The organism is Pseudoalteromonas sp. APC 3355, assembly GCF_030407615.1.
GTDB classification, from domain to species: domain Bacteria; phylum Pseudomonadota; class Gammaproteobacteria; order Enterobacterales; family Alteromonadaceae; genus Pseudoalteromonas; species Pseudoalteromonas distincta.
Map to the genome: position 1 here is coordinate 1 of NZ_JASDDB010000010.1, position 20543 is coordinate 20543.

The following is a 20543-nucleotide window of genomic DNA, read 5'->3' on the forward strand; positions in this document are numbered from 1 at the left end:
TTCAATCTGAGCCATGATCAAACTCTTCAATTAAAAAGTTTTATGTCTTTCGACAGCTCAATGAATTCTGAATTTTTTAATATCTTTCGATATTGAATTGACTGTGCCGAATAATTACCGAAATAACTATTCTGTTGGTCACTCAGTTTTCAATTGAGACTCTAATTTGTTTGCCTCGCTACCTAAGTAGCTTGGCTGTTAGAACTCAATCTGTACGAGTGCCCACACAGATGATTGCTTTATATTGTTAAAGAACGTTTTGAGTCGCTTTAGCGCCTCAAGGGATGCGAATAATACACCCTTTATTTTTCGAGTCAATACTTAGTTTTAAACTTTCTTTTTCGACAATTTAAAACCGAAGTTTTATTTAACTCTCTGAGTAGTTCGTGCCTCGCTATGCTTCGCGTTTCCCGTCTCAGTGGGGTCGCATTATAGGGAGATCCGAAAACAGATCAACCCTTTTTTGAAGAAAACTTGAAATAATGTGCTGTTCGCTGAGAATTTGAGCTAAACACGTTAAAAACACAACATAACCATCAAGTTATTAACAACTAACGGGGTTAAAACCTATTTTATATTAGAAGTAGAGTTAAACAATCTTCATATAGAGGCTTACACCCCAGATGATCAATACGATCGTTAATGAAAGTGTTACGGCTGCAGATCCCATATCTTTGGCCCTACCTGACAATACATGTAACTCTGTACTTACTCGATCTGTTAATGCTTCAATGGCGGAGTTTAGTAATTCAACTATTAATATAATAAGCAATGAGCTAATTAGTATTGCCCAGTGCAATAGTGATGAAGCAAGCCAAAATGAAATAGGAAATAATATAAGGCTTAATAGTAGCTCTTGCCTAAATGCTGCTTCTTCTTTAAATGCTGCTTTAAAGCCAAGGTAAGAGCAATAGGTTGCTTTGAAAACACGCTTGAGGCCTAAGCCATTTGGTTTTAATACATCTTTCATTAATAAACTCTATGAATGAAGGTCAAAATAAAGCCCCGCACTGCGAGGCTTTTTATTTATGCTACGCCGTATTGATCACGGTAAGCTTTAACTGAGGCTAAATGCTCATCCATTGTGCCTTGGCTTTCAAGGTAACTGATAAGATCAGCTAATTTTACAATTGAAATCACTTTGGTATTAAAGTCACGCTCAACTTCCTGAATAGCTGATAGTTCAGCTTTACCCTTTTCTTGGCGATCTAACGCAATTAAAACACCACTAAGGTCAGCACCATTTTGTGCAATGATTTCCATTGACTCTCGAATCGCAGTACCTGCGGTAATTACATCGTCAACTAGCATAATTTTGCCATTGAGTTCTGAGCCTACTAATGTACCGCCTTCACCGTGTGCTTTTTTCTCTTTACGATTAAAACAGTAAGGTACATCTTTATCATGATGATCCGCTAAGGCAACCGCTGTTGTTGTCGCTATTGGAATACCTTTATACGCAGGACCAAATAATACATCGTACTCTATAGCAGAATCTTCGAGTGCCGATGCATAAAAGCGACCTAAACGCGCTAAGTCTCGACCAGTATTAAACAAACCAGCATTAAAAAAGTAAGGACTTGTACGTCCAGACTTTAATGTAAACTCACCAAATTTTAACACCTGCTTCTCTAGAGCAAATTCTATAAACTCTTTCTGATAATCTTTCATATCTAGTAGCCTACCTATTTATGCTAATGCTTGCTTTTGTACGTCAATGATTTCGCGAATAGAATGTTTAGCTAGAGTAAGTAACTCATCTAGCTCATCAAACGAGAAAGGTTCGCCTTCGGCTGTACCTTGAATTTCTATAATTTTACCTGTTTCGGTTAAAATTACGTTCATATCAGTCTCTGCGACTGAATCTTCAATGTATTCTAAATCACTAATTGCTTGGCCTTTGTAAATACCAACTGAAATAGCTGCAATCATATGTTTAAGTGGGTTTGAATTAATCATACCTTTTGCACGCATATGCGTTAGTGCATCAACAAGTGCAACACATGCACCACTTATAGAAGCAGTACGTGTACCGCCGTCAGCTTGAATAACGTCACAGTCAATAGTAATTGTGTTTTCGCCAAGTGCTTTTAAGTCAACAGCCGCACGAAGTGCACGTGCAATTAAGCGTTGAATTTCCATAGTACGGCCGCCCTGTTTACCACGTGCAGCTTCACGAGCATTACGCGTATGCGTTGCTCGCGGTAACATACCGTATTCAGCATTGATCCAACCTTTACCCTGACCTTTCATGAAACGAGGAACGCCCGATTCAACAGTAGCTGTACAAAGTACTTTGGTGTTACCAAACTCAACAAGTACTGAGCCTTCAGCATGCAAAGTATAATTACGTGTAAATGTAACAGGTCTAATTTGGTTAGGTGTTCTTTCGCTTGGACGCATTGACGATCCCCTTAATTCAGAATTTGCGACATTATAAGTGTATGTGGGTATAGATACCATGTTGATTTAAATAAATAGCTGTATGCAAAATATTCAGTGTATTAAATTTTCCCTAGAGCTTAAGCAGTGTTACGGTATAATCATCATAATATTGTATTTATAAATTTAGGAAAATATCCATGATCCACAGTATGACAGCTTATGCGCGTCGCGAAATAAAAGGCGATTGGGGTACTGGCACTTGGGAAGTTCGCTCAGTAAACCAGCGTTACCTTGAAACATTTATACGCGCACCAGAGCAATTTCGTGGCATGGAGCCAGTTATTCGTGAGCGTTTACGCAAACACTTACAACGCGGTAAAGTTGAGGTCTTTTTAAAGTTCGTGGCAAATCCAGCCCATGTTGGCGAGCTATCAATTAACCAAGCCCTTGCTGAACAACTAATAAATAGCGCTAAATGGGTTCAACAACAAAGTAGTGGTGATATTAACCCTGTTGATATATTACGTTGGCCTGGCGTTATGGAAGCAGAAGAGCTTGATATGGATAGCGTTAATACAGCATTAATAGCTGGTCTTGATCAAGTAATCAAAGATTTTAAATCTGCACGTGGCGATGAAGGTGCAAACCTTGAAGAAATGATAGCAATACGCCTTGATGCAATTCTAGAGCAAGTAGAAATTGTAGAAACGCATATGCCTGAGATTGCTAAATGGCAGCGTGAAAAACTTGCTCAAAAGCTAGAAGACTTAACAGCAAACATTGACGAGTCACGCCTTGAACAAGAACTAATTTACCTTGCGCAAAAACAAGATGTGGCTGAAGAATTAGATCGCTTAAAGTCTCACGTTAAAGAAACTAAAAAAATCCTTAAAAAAGGAGGCGCATGTGGCCGCCGCTTAGATTTTATGATGCAAGAATTTAATCGTGAAGCTAACACGCTAGCGTCTAAGTCTATCAATAGTGACATCACTACTGCCGCTGTAGAGCTAAAAGTACTAATTGAACAAATGAGAGAACAGATTCAAAATATTGAATAGTTTTCAGCTTGTTTATAACCAATTAATAAGCCTGGATTTTTCTAGGCTTATTTGTTTTCTACCGTTCATACTAGCCCTCTATTGTACGTGTCCAAGTGGTTACCAAACTACTTGATATCACCGTAACCACTTTTAAAATCCTTGATAGCCATTTTCATACGACTCAATTAATGTAAAAGAAACCAAAACAAGAAATTAAAAATGGTATAGATCCGCTTGCTGAAAGAGGTAAGGCAGGGACAGACATTATTATAACAATGAATGACCTATTTAATGACTGGTTTGAAGATAAAAAGTAAAAAAGCAAAAAAACAGTTTTTACCTATTAATAAAGCCTTTAAGTTTAATTGGTAGTAACCGTCAACGGTTGACGGTTTGGTTTTTTAAGCTAAACCGTCTTATATAAATAATGCAATGCCTGTGAAATATTGATAATTTTTATTAGCTATATAGCTAACATCAAATAAGTGAATATATGTCGAGTAGAGCAGATATTGGCAAACAAATAAGTACTAGCAGGAAAGCTTTAGGCTACAAGCAACAAAAGCTATCAGAGATCGCGGGAATTAATAAAACGACGATTTCCGAGATTGAGAACGGACGCTTTACGGGTTCATTCGATATATTTGAGCGACTGCTTGATGCAGTTGATTTACAATTTGAAGTTACCTCAAAACAACACTCTCTACCAGACTGGGATACCATTGAAGATATATTCTCGGAGGATGGCTAATGAGTGGCACACCACAGCTTCTAAATAAACCTGCTTTAACAAGGTAAGTTTTAGCCCAACTTAAGCGGTGGTAGGCATAAGTTTGCTTGGCGCTAGGAATACGCAGTTTAAGCTGCTCTACAGATAAGCCTATGCTTTGATAAACGTGTGCTTCAATCTCTTTGAGCTTTACTGTTTCGCCGTTAGCTAAGCATTGCAGTAATGGGGTCATGAATGATTGGTAATCTGGTAACTACATACTATTCCCTGGCAAGCCGTATTAGTTACTATAAAGCTAATCCATTGTTCTTATTAGTTGAGATAATATACAAATTAAAATTATGGGGCAAAGGTTATGTACGCAACTTTACTATGCATTATAAACAATTACCCCCTCGCAGGGCGCTGAGCTTACGGGTAGCGGGAGGGGTGTTGTTTTATAAAGAGTCTGAAAGTATTGTATTCACAATTAATGATTCTTTGGCTACTTAATATATTCGCCTTTGTGTTGAGCGATACTAAACAAACGGGTCTAATAAGTCTTCGTCAAATACTAAACCTTTAAGGTTGTTACTTTGGATAATATTTTTAAACTCATCAGTACAATAAACTTTTTGAGCACCTTCTAGCTTAGATTTAAATAGCAGTTTATTTTGTATATCGTCTTGCTCAAAGGTAAGTAACTCTAAACCGTCTTCGAAGCCATCTTCGTATTTGGTTAAACACATGTCTTTTTGCTCTTGCCCGAAGGTAAGCAAGTTAAACAATATCATGTTGTTGCCTTCAGCTTTAACGGGTAAAAACTCTCCAAAATTTGCTAAGCGCTCTTTTAACAACTCATATACTGGCATCTTCATTATTAAAAAATGACCTAAGCGCGATATGTCATAGTCTTGTTTTTTAGCTTTACCAAAATAATCAAAGTTTAACCCCTCGGGCCATAGGTGACTAAATTCGATATTATTTAGCGAGGATGACATAAACATCCTTAGTACAGTATCTGTATCAAGGTCGTTATTTTTTGAAATTGTTTCTGAGAGCTCAACAATATCAAGGTCGATCACGTCGTATGTGTAAGCTTCGTTTTTAATTTGATATACAGTCACTATAAAGCCTTCCAGTTTTCATCTTTTGGTGCAAGTAAACCTGCAGGCACAGTACCTGTTTTTATTTTAACTTTAACCGTTTTCAGCCTATTCAAAAATAAAGCTTTAGGCGTAGCCGCATTACCAAAGTTAGTATTAATCCATGTCTCATAGTTATATCTGTGTAGCTTTCCATGAGGCGGCGAGGCTGGGCTATCCCAGTTCTGGTCTGTATTTTTTTCAAAGTTAATTAACCATACACCGTTAATGGGATCGTTAATGCCAACTCCATGCAGATGAAGATTAAGCCTTGTTTGCAACATATTCGCTGATTGATATTGCCCTGTGCCACAAATAATATGGTGAGCCTCGTGCAGCTTAGTTGGTTTGGGTTCCCCTATTGCGACCAAGTGACGAGCAAGCTTTTTTGTTGGATGATGTTTTCTTGCTTTAATTGCGTGACCGTAGAACTTGCACTTAGCTCTCGGTATTCTTTTAAATCTGTTTGTAAGCGAGCGTGAGCTGTAATTCTCTCTTTCTCTTTTTGCAAATGATTAAAATCACGAGCCATCTTATTTTTTAGATCTTCACTCGCCTTCCCTTTTTGAGCTATTCGCTTGTTATGGAACTCTTTAGCTTTTAACTCATAGTTATAAATAGCCATTTCTAAGGGTGAAGGATTTTGAGGTCTCTCGGGATGGGGATACGCGTGCAGCGGTTTCATAAAACACTCTTCCTTGATTATTTGATTATGTTTGGGTGTATAATACAAAAACTAAACAGTTTATCAATTTTTATGTATGTTACTCGGTACTGATTTAAGCTTATTTCCTCTTTAGTAAAATAAACCCTATTTATCAGAAACCGACTCCAAGTGGTTACTATACCGGTTACCAAACACAGAACAAACACCCTAAACACCAGCTAAAGCACTGATAAATATAATATTAAAAAGGTTATTCTACATTCAGATTCAAAATATTGAATAGTTTTCAGCTAAATATGACACATTCATAACTTATCAAAACCCGAGCTTAGCTCGGGTTTTTAGTAATACCACTAATGATACTTTGAGTATTGTTACCAAGTATCTTCACCTAAGGTTAAAGCGGCATCTTAAATAGTACTTTATTTTAGACATTAAAAAGCCCGAGACTAAGCTCGGGCTTTTTGGTAATAATTAGCTAGGCTAATAATTACGCTACGATAGTTGCTACAACACCAGCACCTACAGTACGACCACCTTCACGGATAGCAAAACGAAGACCTTCATCCATCGCGATTGGTGCGATTAGAGTTACTGTCATCTTGATGTTATCACCAGGCATTACCATTTCTACGCCATCTGGTAACTGTACGTCACCAGTTACGTCAGTTGTACGGAAGTAGAACTGTGGACGGTAACCTTTGAAGAATGGTGTATGACGACCACCTTCATCTTTAGAAAGTACGTATACTTCTGAAGTGAATGTAGTATGTGGGTTGATTGAACCAGGCTTAGCTAGTACTTGACCACGTTCAACGTCTTCACGCTTAGTACCACGTAGAAGTGCGCCGATGTTTTCGCCAGCACGACCTTCGTCAAGAAGCTTACGGAACATTTCAACACCAGTACAAGTAGAACGAGTTGTATCATTGATACCAACAATTTCTACTTCGTCATTGATGCGGATGATACCAGCTTCAACACGACCAGTTACAACAGTACCACGGCCTTGGATTGAGAAAACGTCTTCGATAGGCATGATGAATGGCTTATCGATGTCACGCTCTGGCTCTGGGATGTAAGAATCAAGTGCATTTGCAAGCTCAACAATCTTATCTTCCCACTCTTTCTCGCCTTCTAACGCTTTAAGCGCAGAACCAGCGATTAGAGGTAAGTCATCACCTGGGAAATCGTATTCAGAAAGAAGTTCACGAACTTCCATTTCTACTAGTTCAAGTAGCTCTTCGTCATCAACCATGTCACATTTGTTCATGAATACGATGATGTAAGGAACGCCAACCTGACGAGAAAGAAGGATGTGCTCACGTGTTTGTGGCATAGGGCCATCTGTCGCAGCAACTACTAAGATCGCGCCGTCCATTTGAGCAGCACCAGTGATCATGTTTTTAACATAATCGGCGTGACCAGGACAATCTACGTGTGCGTAGTGACGTGTAGGTGTATCGTATTCAACGTGAGACGTTGAAATAGTGATACCACGTTCGCGCTCTTCTGGAGCGTTATCGATTGATGCGAAATCTTTAGCAACACCGCCGTATACTTTTGCAAGTACGTTAGTGATTGCTGCAGTTAGTGTAGTTTTACCGTGGTCAACGTGGCCGATTGTACCAACGTTTACGTGCGGTTTTACGCGTTCAAACTTTTCTTTTGCCATCTTAAAAAATTCCTAATAAAGAAATTAAAGCCTGACTCACTATTGAGCCAGACAAGCTAAAATTATATAACAGCGCGAGCTGAAATTATTGTATCTGCGACATTTTTAGAGGCTTCAGCGTACTTCACAAACTCCATAGAGTATGAGGCACGGCCCTGTGTTGCAGATCGTAAAGCAGTTGCATAACCAAACATTTCAGAAAGAGGAACTTGCGCATTAATTTGCTTAAGTCCACCTAATGCATCTTCCATGCCTTCGATTATGCCGCGGCGACGGTTTAAGTCGCCAACTACATCACCCATATTTGAATCAGGAGTGAGTACTTCAACCTTCATTACTGGCTCTAAAAGTACAGGATTAGCTTCAAGCGCCCCGTTTTTCATTGCCAGTGAACCTGCTATTTTAAATGCCATTTCATTCGAATCTACATCATGGAATGAACCATCATATAAAGTCGCTTTAACGCCAAGTAATGGGTAGCCTGCCAGTACACCTTGAGACATTTGCTCTTGGATACCTTTGTCTACCGCAGGAACGAATTCTTTAGGAACTGAACCACCTACGGTTTCGTTAACGAACTCGTAAATTGGTGACTCATCATCCGTAATATCCATCGGTTCAAGTTTAATCCAAACGTGCCCATATTGGCCACGACCACCTGACTGACGTATAAACTTCCCTTCAACCTTAACAGTTGAACGAATAGCTTCTCGGTATGAGACCTGCGGCTTACCAACGTTACATTCAACACTGAATTCACGTTTCATACGGTCGACGATGATATCTAGGTGAAGTTCACCCATGCCAGAGATTATAACCTGGCCTGATTCTTCGTCAGTTTGTACGCGAAAAGAAGGATCTTCAGCAGCTAGTTTACCTAGTGCAATACCCATCTTGTCTTGGTCAGCTATAGTGCGGGGCTCAACCGCAATAGAGATTACTGGTTCTGGGAATTCCATACGCTCAAGCGTAATAATAGAATTCGGATCACACAGTGTTTCACCTGTTGTTACGTCTTTAAGACCAATAGCTGCCGCGATGTCGCCTGCGAAAACTTCTTTGATCTCTTCACGAGAGTTTGAATGCATCTGTACGATACGGCCAAGTCGCTCACGCTTACTTTTTACTGGATTATATACCGTGTCACCCTGTTTAACAGTACCAGAGTAAACACGGAAAAAGGTCAAGGTTCCAACGAACGGGTCTGTTGCAATCTTAAATGCGAGTGCAGCAAACGGCGCTTTATCATTAGCTGGACGTTCTTCCTCAGTACCATTTTCTAAGATACCTTGGATTTGTTTCACTTGCTCTGGTGACGGCATATATTCAACAACGCCATCAAGCACAGCTTGAACGCCTTTGTTTTTAAATGCGCTACCACAAGTAACTGGAACAATCTCATTTGCTAATGTTCGTTGGCGTAAAGCATTTTTAATTTCTGCTTCACTTAACTCTTCACCTTCTAAGTATTTATCCATTAGTTCTTCTGTTGCTTCAGCAGCGCTTTCAACTAAATGAGCGCGCCATTCTTCAGCTAATTCCAGAAGTTCTGCCGGTATTGCCTCATAAGAGAAAGTCATACCCTGGTCCGCTTCGTTCCAGTTAATCACTTTCATTTTTATGAGGTCAATAACACCTTTAAAGTCGTCCTCAGCGCCTACAGGCAACTGAATTGGAACAGGCGTTGCTCCAAGACGAGATTTCACCTGGCTGACCACTGCTAAGAAGTCTGCGCCCGTGCGATCCATTTTATTTACGAAGATCATTCTCGGAACTTCGTATTTGTTCGCTTGACGCCAAACTGTCTCAGTTTGCGGCTGTACACCAGATGAAGCACAAAGAACAACTACCGCACCATCTAGTACGCGTAAAGAACGCTCTACTTCGATAGTGAAATCTACGTGTCCTGGAGTATCAATAATATTGATACGATGGGCGTCAAATTGAGCGTCCATCCCTTTCCAAAAACACGTTGTTGCAGCAGAAGTGATTGTGATACCACGCTCTTGTTCCTGCTCCATCCAATCCATAGTTGCAGCGCCATCATGTACTTCACCGATCTTATGAGAAAGACCTGTGTAGAACAGAACACGTTCTGTTGTGGTGGTTTTGCCTGCATCTACGTGAGCAACAATACCTATATTACGATAGCGCTCAAGTGGAGTTGTACGTGCCATATGATCCTCTTAAAGGTTAAAGACAGATTACCAACGGTAATGAGCGAATGCTTTATTCGCTTCAGCCATACGGTGAACGTCTTCACGTTTCTTAACCGCAGTGCCTTTATTATCAGAAGCGTCAACGATTTCTTGAGCTAAACGTAAGCCCATAGATTTTTCGCCACGCTTACGTGCAGCGTCTACTAACCAACGCATACCTAATGCGTTACGACGAACTGGACGTACTTCAACTGGTACTTGATAAGTTGAACCACCAACACGGCGAGATTTAACCTCTACCTGTGGACGGATGTTATCAAGTGCAGTTTCAAAGATTTCTAGGTGCGACTTGCCTGATTTCTCAGCAGCCACGTCTAGCGCACCATAAACAATTTTTTCAGCAGTAGATTTCTTGCCGTCTAACATCACGATGTTAACGAATTTAGCAAGAAGTTCCGATCCGAACTTAGGATCTGGAAGAATTTTACGTTGACCGATTACGCGTCTTCTAGGCATTTTGTATCTCCGGTTTATTCAGGTTTGCTCTTTCGAGTCAATCACCCAAAACAATAATTATAAATATTTAGTGCTTGGCCTTACTAACGGAATACAATTACCCTTTAGGGCGTTTTGCACCGTATTTAGAACGAGCTTGACGACGATCGCTAACGCCTGCACAGTCAAGTGCACCACGAACAGTGTGAAAACGCACACCTGGTAAATCTTTAACACGACCACCACGGATTAGGATTACACTATGCTCTTGAAGGTTATGACCTTCACCGCCAATGTATGAAGTTACTTCGAAACCGTTAGTTAAACGTACACGTGCTACTTTACGTAACGCCGAGTTTGGTTTCTTAGGTGTAGTTGTATATACGCGAGTACATACACCGCGCTTTTGCGGACACGCTTTTAGTGCAGCTGAGTTACTTTTCGTAACCTTGCTACGGCGTGGCTTACGCACTAGCTGGTTAATAGTTGCCATTTAAATAGCTCCTGAAATTAAAATTACTACTGAAAAAAATAAAAAATCCGCCCTTTATTTACGAGCCTGCATCAAGCACACAAGTAAATGGGTGGCGGAATTTTAATGAGCAAAGTTTAACCTGTCAACCTAAACTAATCGTAAGACAGCATATAACTGCCTTACGATCACTTAATCCATTGATTAAGAACAGTTTATTGATTTCCAGACAAATCAGCATTTAGAGCGTCTGTAAGTGCTTGAGTCGCCTCTTCTGCACTTACTGTTTGCTCTTCTACTACTACTTTGCTTTGTTTACGGCGAGCCATACGTTCTTGATGATACGCAAAACCGGTACCGGCTGGGATCAAACGACCCACAATTACGTTTTCTTTAAGACCGCGAAGCTCATCGCTCTTACCATTCACTGCCGCATCTGTAAGAACACGTGTTGTCTCTTGGAAAGACGCTGCAGAGATGAAAGATTCTGTTGCTAGTGATGCTTTTGTGATACCCATTAACTGGATTTCAAACTTAGCTGGTATCTTACCTTGTTTTTCAAGGTCACGGTTTGCGATATTAACGCGCGCCACTTCGATTTGTTCACCGGCTAAGAAGTCAGTATCACCGCCGTGTATGATGGTACATTTACGAATCATCTGACGGATAATTGTTTCAATGTGCTTGTCATTGATCTTAACGCCTTGCAAACGGTAAACCTCTTGCACTTCGTTAACGATGTAGTTAGCAACATGAGTCACACCACGTAGGCGTAAGATGTCATGCGGCGATTCAGGACCATCGGCGATAACTTCACCTTTAGACACTTGCTCACCTTCAAACACGTTAAGTTGACGCCACTTAGGAATCATTTCTTCGTAATGATCACCTTCAGCTGGAGTAATAACTAAACGCTTCTTACCTTTAGTCTCTTTACCGAAGCTAATAGTACCTGTGATCTCAGCTAAGATAGCTGGCTCTTTAGGTTTACGCGCTTCAAATAAGTCGGCTACGCGTGGTAGACCACCCGTGATATCACGAGTTTTCGAACCTTCTTGTGGTATACGTGCTAACACGTCACCAGGGTTTGCTGTAACGCCGTCAATAACTTCAATCGTAGTGAATGAAGGAAGACGTGTTTCTTGCAGACCGCGCTCTTCACTTTCAATGATAAGCTTAGGTTCTTTAGTATTTACTTTAGCAAGATCTTTAACAACTACACGGGTTAAACCTGTTAGTTCATCAGTCTGTGCTTCAGTATTTGAGTCATCGATGTCGCTAAACGATACTTTTGACTTATGCTCAAGAACGATTGGGTGACTATGCGGGTCCCAAGTAGCAACGATGTCGTTACCTTGAACTTCAGCATTGTCTTGCACTGTTAATACCGCACCGTAAGGTACTTTATAACGCTCTTTTTCACGACCATAGCTATCAATGATAGTGATCTCAGTAGAACGTGAGGTAATAACAATCTTACCATCTGTATTTAATACATATTTAGCGTTATGAAGTTTTAATGTACCGTTAGTTTTAACTTGTACATTATTTTCAGCTGACGCTCTTGATGCCGCACCACCGATGTGGAATGTACGCATCGTAAGCTGTGTACCCGGCTCACCGATTGACTGCGCCGCGATAACACCTACTGATTCACCCGCGTTGATGATATGACCACGTGCAAGGTCACGACCATAACACTTAGCACATACACCAAAGTCGTTATCACATGTGATAACAGAACGTACGCGAACTTCATCCACTGAGTGCTCTTCTAAAAGGTCACACAGTTTTTCGTCAAGCATGATATTACGCTCAACAAGTACAGTATTAGTACCTGGAATAACGATATCTTCAGCAACAACACGACCAAGAACACGTTCACGAAGTGCTTCTACAACATCACCACCTTCAATAAGCGGTTTCATTGTTAAGCCATCTTCTGTGCCACAATCATCTTCGTTGATTACCAAATCTTGTGCTACGTCTACTAGACGACGCGTTAGGTAACCCGAGTTAGCTGTTTTAAGTGCTGTATCGGCAAGACCTTTACGCGCACCATGCGTTGAGATGAAGTACTGAAGTACGTTTAGACCTTCACGGAAGTTAGCTGTGATTGGCGTCTCGATGATTGAACCATCTGGACGTGCCATTAGACCACGCATACCCGCCAACTGACGAATCTGTGCAGCACTACCACGAGCACCTGAGTCGGCCATCATAAACACTGAGTTAAATGACGGTTGCTCTACTTCTTCACCTTTTGCATTGATAACTGTATCTTTTGACAAGTTAGCCATCATCTCACGTGATAAGTTTTCGTTTACACGTGACCAGATATCGATAACTTTATTGTACTTTTCACCAGCCGTTACAAGACCTGATTGGAATTGTTGATTGATTTCAGTTACTTCAGCTTCAGCTGATTCAATTATCTGTGCTTTAATCGGTGGGATAACTAAGTCATCAATACCGATAGAAACACCTGACTTCATTGCATAATGGAAACCGGTGTACATAACTTGGTCAGCAAAGATAACTGTATCTTTAAGACCTAGACGACGGTAACACTCATTCAATAAGCCAGAAATCTGCTTTTTACCTAGCGGCTGGTTGATTGACGCAAACGGCATGCCTTTAGGTAAAATTAGAGACAGAATTGCACGACCAACAGTTGTATCGATAACAGTAACAGTGTCTTCTACTATGCCGTCTTCGTTTTTAACTGATTGGCTAATACGTACTTTCACGATTGCGTGAAGGTCTGCATTGCCGCTGCGGTATGCTTTTTCTGCTTCTTTTGGATCTTTAAATATCGCGCCTTCGCCTTTAGCGTTAATGCGGTCACGAGTCATGTAATAAAGACCCAATACAACATCCTGTGAAGGAACGATGATTGGCTCACCATTCGCAGGAGATAGAATGTTGTTTGTTGACATCATTAATGCACGAGCTTCAAGCTGTGCTTCGATTGTTAACGGTACGTGTACCGCCATTTGGTCACCATCGAAATCGGCGTTGTAGGCCGCACATACTAATGGATGCAAATGAATCGCTTTACCTTCGATAAGCACAGGTTCAAACGCTTGGATACCCAAACGGTGAAGTGTTGGTGCACGGTTAAGTAATACTGGATGTTCACGAATTACTTCGTCAAGTACATCCCATACTTCCGGAACTTCACGTTCAACCATCTTCTTAGCTGCTTTGATTGTCGTAGCCATGCCGCGACGCTCTAACTTGCCATAGATGAATGGTTTGAATAGCTCTAGTGCCATCTTCTTAGGAAGACCACATTGGTGAAGCTTAAGTGTAGGACCTACTGTGATTACAGAACGGCCTGAATAATCTACACGCTTACCAAGTAAGTTCTGACGGAAACGACCTTGCTTACCCTTGATCATATCAGCAAGAGATTTAAGAGGACGTTTGTTAGAACCTGTAATTGCACGACCACGACGACCGTTATCAAGTAGCGCATCTACCGCTTCTTGTAACATACGTTTTTCGTTGCGTACAATAATGTCTGGTGCTGCTAAATCTAGTAGACGCTTAAGACGGTTATTACGGTTAATAACACGACGGTAAAGGTCGTTTAGATCAGATGTCGCAAAACGACCACCGTCTAATGGTACTAATGGGCGTAGATCAGGTGGCAATACTGGAAGTACTGTCATGATCATCCACTCAGGGTTATTACCTGATTGGTGGAACGATTCCATTAACTTAAGACGTTTAGTGATTTTTTTACGCTTAGTTTCAGAGTTAATTGTTGGTAACTCTTCACGCATCTCAGCAATTAATTGAGCAAGATCAAGTTCACGAAGCAAGTCTAAAACTGCTTCAGCACCCATCTTCGCTTCAAATTCATCACCGTGCTCTTCTAGTGAATCTAAGTATTCTTCTTCACCTAATAGTTGACCACGCTCAAGCGTTGTCATACCAGGCTCAGTTACTACGAATGATTCGAAGTAAAGAACACGTTCAATATCACGAAGCGTCATATCTAGCATTAAGCCAATACGTGACGGTAATGATTTTAAAAACCATATATGTGCAACTGGGCTCGCAAGGTCGATATGACCCATACGATCGCGTCGCACTTTAGTGAGTGTTACTTCAACGCCACACTTTTCACAGATCACACCACGGTGTTTAAGGCGTTTATATTTACCACATAAACACTCATAATCTTTCACTGGGCCGAAAATACGGGCACAGAATAAGCCGTCGCGCTCAGGCTTGAAAGTACGGTAGTTAATAGTCTCAGGTTTCTTTACTTCACCGTATGACCATGAACGAACCATGTCTGGTGAAGCAAGACCAATGCGAATTGCATCGAATTCTTCGGTCTTATTTTGTTGCTTCAGAAACTTAAGTAAGTCTTTCACCTTAGCTCTCCTGTCGGAGTTAATCTTGAGGACGGATAGTCTCGTCCCTACATTCTATTCAGCCGTAACAGATGCTGCAGCGTTAACTGCAGCATCTAATTGGCTTAATTTTCTTCCAACTCGATGTTGATACCCAGTGAGCGGATTTCTTTCAACAATACGTTGAACGATTCTGGCATACCTGGTTCCATCTTATGGTTACCATCAACGATGTTTTTATACATCTTAGTACGTCCGTTCACGTCATCCGATTTCACTGTTAGCATTTCTTGTAGAGTGTAAGCAGCACCGTAAGCTTCAAGTGCCCATACTTCCATCTCACCAAAACGCTGGCCACCGAACTGTGCTTTACCACCCAGCGGCTGCTGAGTAACAAGGCTGTAAGAACCAGTAGAACGTGCGTGCATCTTATCGTCAACCAAGTGGTTAAGTTTAAGCATATACATGTAACCAACAGTTACTTGACGTTCAAACTGATCGCCAGTACGGCCATCATAAAGTGTAACCTGACCACTTCGAGGATATCCACCAAGCTCAAGCATGTCTTTGATTTCGCTTTCTTTCGCGCCATCAAATGCAGGAGTAGCTATTGGTAAACCACCTTTTAAGTTTTCAGCTAGACGACGAATTTCGTCATCAGTGAAGCTAGCAATGTCTACAACTTGGCGAGATTCACCAATTTCGTAAGCTTGCTTGATGAATTCACGTAGCTCATGAAGCTCACGTTGTTCTTTCATCATCTCTTCAATACGTTCACCGATACCACGTGCAGCAAGACCCATATGTGTTTCAAGGATCTGACCGATGTTCATACGCGATGGTACACCTAGTGGATTCAATACGATATCTACCGTACGACCTTTGTCATCGTAAGGCATATCTTCTACTGGTACGATAGTCGAGATAACACCTTTGTTACCGTGACGACCCGCCATTTTATCACCCGGTTGGATACGACGTTTAACAGCTAGGTATACTTTAACAATCTTAAGTACGCCTGGTGCTAAATCATCACCTTGGGTAATTTTACGACGTTTGTTTTCAAACTTTTTATCGTATTCAGCTTTAAGCTCATCGTACTGTGCAGCTAGTTGCTCAAGCTCAGCTTGCTTGTCTTCTTCAGCAAGGCTTTGCGTAAGTACTTTTTCAGCATTAAGAGATGCAAGTTTATCTTCATCAAAACCAGCAGCTATAAGTAGCTTGCGTGCACGGTCTAAAACGCCTGCTTCTAAAATACGGAACTCTTCGTTGAAGTCTTTCTTCGCTTCGCGAAGCTGCATGTCTTCAACTTCTAACGCACGTTTATCTTTTTCAACACCATCACGGGTGAAAACTTGCACGTCAATTACAGTACCAGTTACAGAGTTTGGTACACGTAAAGAGCTGTCTTTAACGTCAGACGCTTTTTCGCCGAAGATAGCACGTAGTAGCTTCTCTTCAGGTGTAAGCTGTGTCTCGCCTTTAGGAGTCACTTTACCTACTAGGATATCGCCGCCTTTAACTTCAGCACCAATATATACAACGCCTGATTCATCAAGCTTGCCTAGCGCAGACTCACCCACATTCGGGATATCTGCAGTGATCTCTTCAGGACCTAATTTAGTATCACGGGCAACACACTGTAGTTCTTGAATATGGATAGTCGTTAGACGATCTTCTTCAACTACGCGCTCTGATAACAAGATTGAATCTTCGAAGTTGTAACCGTTCCATGGCATGAATGCCACGCGAAGGTTTTGACCAAGGGCTAAGTCACCTAAGTCAGTCGAAGGACCATCTGCTAACACGTCACCACGAGTAACCGGTTCGCCAACCATACAAGTTGGTTTTTGGTTAATACATGTATTTTGGTTAGAACGTGTGTATTTGGTTAAGTTGTAGATGTCGATGCCCGCTTCACCAGGGATGCGTTCTTCTTCATGTACATTTACAACGATGCGACTTGCGTCAGCATACATTACTTCACCACCACGTTTAGCAACGATAGTTACACCAGAGTCTTTCGCTAGTGTTAACTCAATACCAGTACCTACTAACGGTTTATCCGCTTTCAATGTTGGTACTGCTTGACGTTGCATGTTTGAACCCATCAATGCACGGTTAGCATCATCGTGTTCTAGGAACGGGATAAGTGCTGCCGCTACAGAGATCACCTGTTGTGGTGATACATCCATATACTGCTGGTCCATGCGACCCATAAAGGTAGATTCACCTTTGTGACGACATGGAATAAGTTCATCAACAAACTCATTGGTTTCAGTTAAGTTTGAGTTCGCCTGTGCGATAACAAACTGACCTTCTTCAATGGCTGATAAGTAATCAACTTCATCAGTTACAACACCATCTACCACTTTGCGGTAAGGTGTTTCTAAGAAACCGTAGTCATTTGTACGTGCGTACGTAGACAACGAGTTAATTAGACCGATGTTTGGACCCTCAGGAGTCTCGATTGGACATACGCGACCATAGTGAGTTACGTGAACGTCACGTACTTCAAAGCCTGCGCGTTCACGAGTTAGACCGCCCGGACCTAATGCAGAGATACGACGTTTATGCGTAACTTCTGATAGTGGGTTATTTTGGTCCATAAACTGTGATAACTGAGACGAGCCGAAGAACTCTTTAACCGCTGCCGAAATAGGCTTAGCGTTAATAAGATCTTGTGGCATTATCGCGTCAAGGTCACCTAAGCTTAAACGCTCACGTACAGCACGTTCAACACGTACTAGACCAACACGGAATTGGTTCTCAGCCATTTCGCCAACACTACGTATACGACGGTTGCCTAAGTGATCGATATCATCAACATCACCTTGACCGTTACGAATAGCAATTAATACTTTCATAACAGACACGATGTCTTCTTTGCTTAATGTGCCTGGGCCTGTGTCTGTATCGTAACCAACACGGCTATTGAACTTCATACGACCTACAGTAGATAAGTCATAACGCTCTTCAGAGAAGAACAAGTTCTGGAATAAGGCTTCAGCCGCGTCTTTCGTCGGTGGCTCGCCTGGGCGCATCATGCGGTAAATTTCTACTAGTGCTTCTAAACGGCTGCTTGAAGAGTCAATGTTCAATGTATTTGACATGTAAGCACCGCTGTCCACTTCATTGATATATAACGTATCAATTTTAGTGTGACCGGCTTTAACCAATTCAGCCATTAGCTCTAGAGTTAGCTCGTCATTTGCATTTGCAATAACTTCACCAGTTGACTCATCAACATAGTTTTTAGCTACAATACGGCCAATGATGTACTCATGTGGTACTTCTAATTGCTTAATGCCTTTCTTCTCGATGCTCTTGATGTGGCGAGCCGTAACACGACGACCGCTTTCAACAAATACTTCACCGTCTTCGCTCTTGATATCAAAAGCGGCAGTTTCACCACGTAAACGCGAAGGTACAAGTTCCATAAGAACTTTACCATTCGTTACTTCAAACGTAGTGTTATCGAAGAACATATCTAGGATTTCTTCGCTAGAATACTCTAGTGCACGTAGGATGATAGACGCCGGTAATTTACGACGGCGGTCAATACGTACATATAAGTTATCTTTTGCATCAAATTCGAAGTCTAACCATGAACCACGGTAAGGTATAACGCGTGCGTTATATAATACTTTACCCGATGAATGGGTTTTACCGCGGTCGTTATCAAAGAATACACCAGGGCTACGGTGTAGCTGAGAAACGATAACACGCTCTGTACCATTGATTACAAAAGTACCGGTATCTGTCATGAGCGGAATTTCGCCCATGTAAACTTCTTGCTCTTTAATGTCTTTAACTGTGCCTGGTGCTTCTTTGTCCATAACAACAAGACGCAGTTTCACGCGAAGTGGAGCAGAATAAGTCACACCGCGAATTTGACATTCTTTTACATCGAAAACTGGCTCACCAATACGGTAACTTACGTATTGAAGCTCAGAATTTCCCGAGTAGCTTTTAATAGGGAACACAGAACGGAAGGCAGCTTCCAAACCATGATCGCCATCAGCGTCCGGCACTAAGAATTTTTTAAACGATTCTAACTGTGTAGACAGTAAAAAAGGTATATCCAAAACTTGTGGACGTTTACCAAAATCCTTACGGATACGTTTCTTTTCAGAATAAGAGTAAGCCATGGGGTTCCTCAGCTTGCTGATCTTTGACCCGACCTGTTCTTGTAAGAACAGACTTAACTGGCAGCTATGCCAAGATTTTACAACATTTAACTGTTGTTCTAATTAGATCCCACTTTAACACTAGCAAACTATAAAGCGTTGAAAGTAAAGAAAAAATCAGATTTTATTTGAACTAAAAGAGTGCATCACTCTATAGCGCAAAAAGGCCGGTGATTAAATAATCACCAGCCCTTGCCTGATTTCTCAGGCAGCGAACTTAGCAAAAGCTAAATTACTTAACCTCAACTTCAGCACCAGCTTCAGTAAGATCTTTTGCAAGTGCTTCAGCTTCTTCTTTAGATACACCTTCTTTAACAGGTGTAGGAGCAGCTTCAACAAGAGCTTTCGCTTCTTTAAGGCCAAGGCCAGTTGCGCTACGAACAGCTTTGATTGCAGAAACCTTGTTAGCGCCAGCGCCAGTAAGGATTACGTCAAATTCTGTTTTCTCTTCAGCAGCTTCAGCAGCTGGACCAGCTACCATTGCAGCTGCAGCAGTTACGCCGAATTTTTCTTCCATTGCTTCGATAAGAGCAACAACGTCCATTACTGACATTTCAGCAATTGCGTCAAGGATTTGGTCTTTAGATACAGACATTACAAATTTCCTAATAATTAACGGACATTAAGTCCAAATAAATTTTACACCGAAAGTGAGATTAAACAGCTTAAAATTAAGCAGCTTGCTCTTCTTTCTGTACACGTACTGCTTCAATTGTTTTACACAATTTGCCAGCAGACGCTTCTTTCATAGCACTCATTAAGCGTGCAACAGCTTCATCGTATGTAGGTAATGTAGCAAGCATTGCTGCATCAACAACATTTCCTTCAAAAGCGGCCGTTTTAAGCTCGAATTTCTCATTCTTTTTCGCGAAATCTGAAAAGATACGCGCAGCAGCACCTGGGTGCTCTGATGAGAAAGCGATTAAGCTTGGACCAACAAATGAATCAGAAAGACACTCAAAATCTGTTCCTTCAAGAGCACGTTTTGCTAAAGTGTTACGGACAACTTTCATCCAAACACCATTTGCACGAGCTTCTTTACGAAGGGCAGTGATTGCGCCAACTGTTACACCACGAGAATCTGCAACAACTGCAGATAGAGCACCATTGGCTGCTTCGTTGACTTCAGCAACTATTGCTTTTTTGCCTTGAAGATTTAAAGCCATGGGTGTTACTCCTGGTTTAATGGGGGTACCGATTATCGGATTCCCCTGTTCTACTCTTCCCTACCAAACA

General features: G+C 41.3%; 17 protein-coding genes. 2 read left to right on the plus strand and 15 right to left on the minus strand.

Annotated elements, in window-relative coordinates; all coding sequences use genetic code 11:
• Positions 1 to 589: 589 nt before the first annotated feature.
• Genes QMA08_RS13705 through rph form a run of 3 tightly spaced genes read right to left on the minus strand, consistent with a single transcriptional unit; the run spans position 590 to position 2403 of the window.
• On the minus strand, positions 590 to 970 hold the full coding sequence (locus QMA08_RS13705) for a diacylglycerol kinase (RefSeq protein ID WP_002958892.1): 381 nt from the start codon (positions 968 to 970) through the stop codon (positions 590 to 592).
• 56 nt (positions 971 to 1026) lie between these two features.
• A complete protein-coding gene (pyrE, locus tag QMA08_RS13710; RefSeq protein WP_002958891.1) occupies positions 1027 to 1671 on the minus strand; it encodes an orotate phosphoribosyltransferase in 645 nt (214 codons plus the stop codon).
• Positions 1672 to 1689: 18 nt separating this feature from the next.
• A complete protein-coding gene (gene rph, locus QMA08_RS13715) occupies positions 1690 to 2403 on the minus strand; it encodes a ribonuclease PH (protein WP_290174738.1) in 714 nt (237 codons plus the stop codon).
• A 179-nt stretch (positions 2404 to 2582) separates the two neighbouring features.
• On the opposite strand from rph, the gene QMA08_RS13720 reads away from it, so the two are divergent.
• Complete coding sequence (locus QMA08_RS13720) at positions 2583 to 3443, plus strand: YicC/YloC family endoribonuclease (RefSeq protein WP_290174739.1); 861 nt, start codon at positions 2583 to 2585, stop codon at positions 3441 to 3443.
• A 475-nt stretch (positions 3444 to 3918) separates the two neighbouring features.
• The gene (locus tag QMA08_RS13725) at positions 3919 to 4176 is read left to right on the plus strand and encodes a helix-turn-helix domain-containing protein (protein WP_290174740.1); all 258 of its coding nucleotides are present in this window, start codon (positions 3919 to 3921) and stop codon (positions 4174 to 4176) included.
• Here the strand turns inward: QMA08_RS13725 and QMA08_RS13730 are convergent.
• From QMA08_RS13730 to rplJ, 12 genes are all read right to left on the minus strand, one after another.
• On the minus strand, positions 4109 to 4387 hold the full coding sequence (locus tag QMA08_RS13730) for a winged helix-turn-helix domain-containing protein (protein WP_290174741.1): 279 nt from the start codon (positions 4385 to 4387) through the stop codon (positions 4109 to 4111). The two genes, QMA08_RS13725 and QMA08_RS13730, sit on opposite strands and share 68 nt — an antisense overlap.
• 286 nt (positions 4388 to 4673) lie before the next feature.
• Positions 4674 to 5261 carry a hypothetical protein gene (locus QMA08_RS13735; RefSeq protein ID WP_290174742.1) on the minus strand — a complete coding sequence of 196 codons (588 nt, stop codon included), beginning with the start codon at positions 5259 to 5261 and terminating at the stop codon, positions 4674 to 4676.
• Positions 5261 to 5650 carry an AHH domain-containing protein gene (locus tag QMA08_RS13740; RefSeq protein WP_290174743.1) on the minus strand — a complete coding sequence of 130 codons (390 nt, stop codon included), beginning with the start codon at positions 5648 to 5650 and terminating at the stop codon, positions 5261 to 5263. Before QMA08_RS13740 ends, QMA08_RS13735 begins: the two co-directional genes overlap by 1 nt.
• The gene (locus QMA08_RS13745; protein WP_290174744.1) at positions 5638 to 5964 is read right to left on the minus strand and encodes a hypothetical protein; all 327 of its coding nucleotides are present in this window, start codon (positions 5962 to 5964) and stop codon (positions 5638 to 5640) included. The genes QMA08_RS13740 and QMA08_RS13745 overlap by 13 nt, the downstream gene beginning before the upstream one ends.
• A 472-nt stretch (positions 5965 to 6436) precedes the next feature.
• On the minus strand, positions 6437 to 7621 hold the full coding sequence (tuf, locus tag QMA08_RS13750; RefSeq protein ID WP_002958888.1) for an elongation factor Tu: 1185 nt from the start codon (positions 7619 to 7621) through the stop codon (positions 6437 to 6439).
• A gap of 62 nt (positions 7622 to 7683) precedes the next feature.
• Positions 7684 to 9798 carry an elongation factor G gene (gene fusA / locus QMA08_RS13755; protein WP_002958887.1) on the minus strand — a complete coding sequence of 705 codons (2115 nt, stop codon included), beginning with the start codon at positions 9796 to 9798 and terminating at the stop codon, positions 7684 to 7686.
• A 27-nt stretch (positions 9799 to 9825) separates the two neighbouring features.
• Positions 9826 to 10296: a 30S ribosomal protein S7 gene (gene rpsG, locus QMA08_RS13760; RefSeq protein WP_010555004.1), complete on the minus strand. Its 471-nt coding sequence runs from the start codon at positions 10294 to 10296 to the stop codon at positions 9826 to 9828.
• Positions 10297 to 10393: 97 nt separating this feature from the next.
• Positions 10394 to 10768 carry a 30S ribosomal protein S12 gene (gene rpsL / locus QMA08_RS13765; protein ID WP_002958885.1) on the minus strand — a complete coding sequence of 125 codons (375 nt, stop codon included), beginning with the start codon at positions 10766 to 10768 and terminating at the stop codon, positions 10394 to 10396.
• 194 nt (positions 10769 to 10962) lie between these two features.
• The gene (gene rpoC / locus QMA08_RS13770) at positions 10963 to 15138 is read right to left on the minus strand and encodes a DNA-directed RNA polymerase subunit beta' (RefSeq protein ID WP_290174745.1); all 4176 of its coding nucleotides are present in this window, start codon (positions 15136 to 15138) and stop codon (positions 10963 to 10965) included.
• A gap of 104 nt (positions 15139 to 15242) precedes the next feature.
• Complete coding sequence (rpoB, locus tag QMA08_RS13775; RefSeq protein WP_138488388.1) at positions 15243 to 19268, minus strand: DNA-directed RNA polymerase subunit beta; 4026 nt, start codon at positions 19266 to 19268, stop codon at positions 15243 to 15245.
• A gap of 271 nt (positions 19269 to 19539) precedes the next feature.
• Positions 19540 to 19902, minus strand: coding sequence for a 50S ribosomal protein L7/L12 (gene rplL, locus QMA08_RS13780; RefSeq protein ID WP_002958882.1), 363 nt, complete (start codon positions 19900 to 19902; stop codon positions 19540 to 19542).
• A 76-nt stretch (positions 19903 to 19978) separates the two neighbouring features.
• On the minus strand, positions 19979 to 20473 hold the full coding sequence (gene rplJ, locus QMA08_RS13785; RefSeq protein WP_002958881.1) for a 50S ribosomal protein L10: 495 nt from the start codon (positions 20471 to 20473) through the stop codon (positions 19979 to 19981).
• Positions 20474 to 20543 lie beyond the last annotated feature (70 nt).

What these genes read in the sequence shown, in the direction of transcription:
- QMA08_RS13705 (WP_002958892.1), bottom strand. Translation starts at nt 970, where the DNA reads ATGAAAGATGTATTAAAACCAAATGGCTTAGGCCTCAAGCGTGTTTTC.
- pyrE (WP_002958891.1), bottom strand. Translation starts at nt 1,671, where the DNA reads ATGAAAGATTATCAGAAAGAGTTTATAGAATTTGCTCTAGAGAAGCAG.
- rph (WP_290174738.1), bottom strand. Translation starts at nt 2,403, where the DNA reads ATGCGTCCAAGCGAAAGAACACCTAACCAAATTAGACCTGTTACATTT.
- QMA08_RS13720 (WP_290174739.1), top strand. Translation starts at nt 2,583, where the DNA reads ATGATCCACAGTATGACAGCTTATGCGCGTCGCGAAATAAAAGGCGAT.
- QMA08_RS13725 (WP_290174740.1), top strand. Translation starts at nt 3,919, where the DNA reads ATGTCGAGTAGAGCAGATATTGGCAAACAAATAAGTACTAGCAGGAAA.
- QMA08_RS13730 (WP_290174741.1), bottom strand. Translation starts at nt 4,387, where the DNA reads ATGACCCCATTACTGCAATGCTTAGCTAACGGCGAAACAGTAAAGCTC.
- QMA08_RS13745 (WP_290174744.1), bottom strand. Translation starts at nt 5,964, where the DNA reads ATGAAACCGCTGCACGCGTATCCCCATCCCGAGAGACCTCAAAATCCT.
- tuf (WP_002958888.1), bottom strand. Translation starts at nt 7,621, where the DNA reads ATGGCAAAAGAAAAGTTTGAACGCGTAAAACCGCACGTAAACGTTGGT.
- fusA (WP_002958887.1), bottom strand. Translation starts at nt 9,798, where the DNA reads ATGGCACGTACAACTCCACTTGAGCGCTATCGTAATATAGGTATTGTT.
- rpsG (WP_010555004.1), bottom strand. Translation starts at nt 10,296, where the DNA reads ATGCCTAGAAGACGCGTAATCGGTCAACGTAAAATTCTTCCAGATCCT.
- rpsL (WP_002958885.1), bottom strand. Translation starts at nt 10,768, where the DNA reads ATGGCAACTATTAACCAGCTAGTGCGTAAGCCACGCCGTAGCAAGGTT.
- rpoB (WP_138488388.1), bottom strand. Translation starts at nt 19,268, where the DNA reads ATGGCTTACTCTTATTCTGAAAAGAAACGTATCCGTAAGGATTTTGGT.
- rplL (WP_002958882.1), bottom strand. Translation starts at nt 19,902, where the DNA reads ATGTCTGTATCTAAAGACCAAATCCTTGACGCAATTGCTGAAATGTCA.
- rplJ (WP_002958881.1), bottom strand. Translation starts at nt 20,473, where the DNA reads ATGGCTTTAAATCTTCAAGGCAAAAAAGCAATAGTTGCTGAAGTCAAC.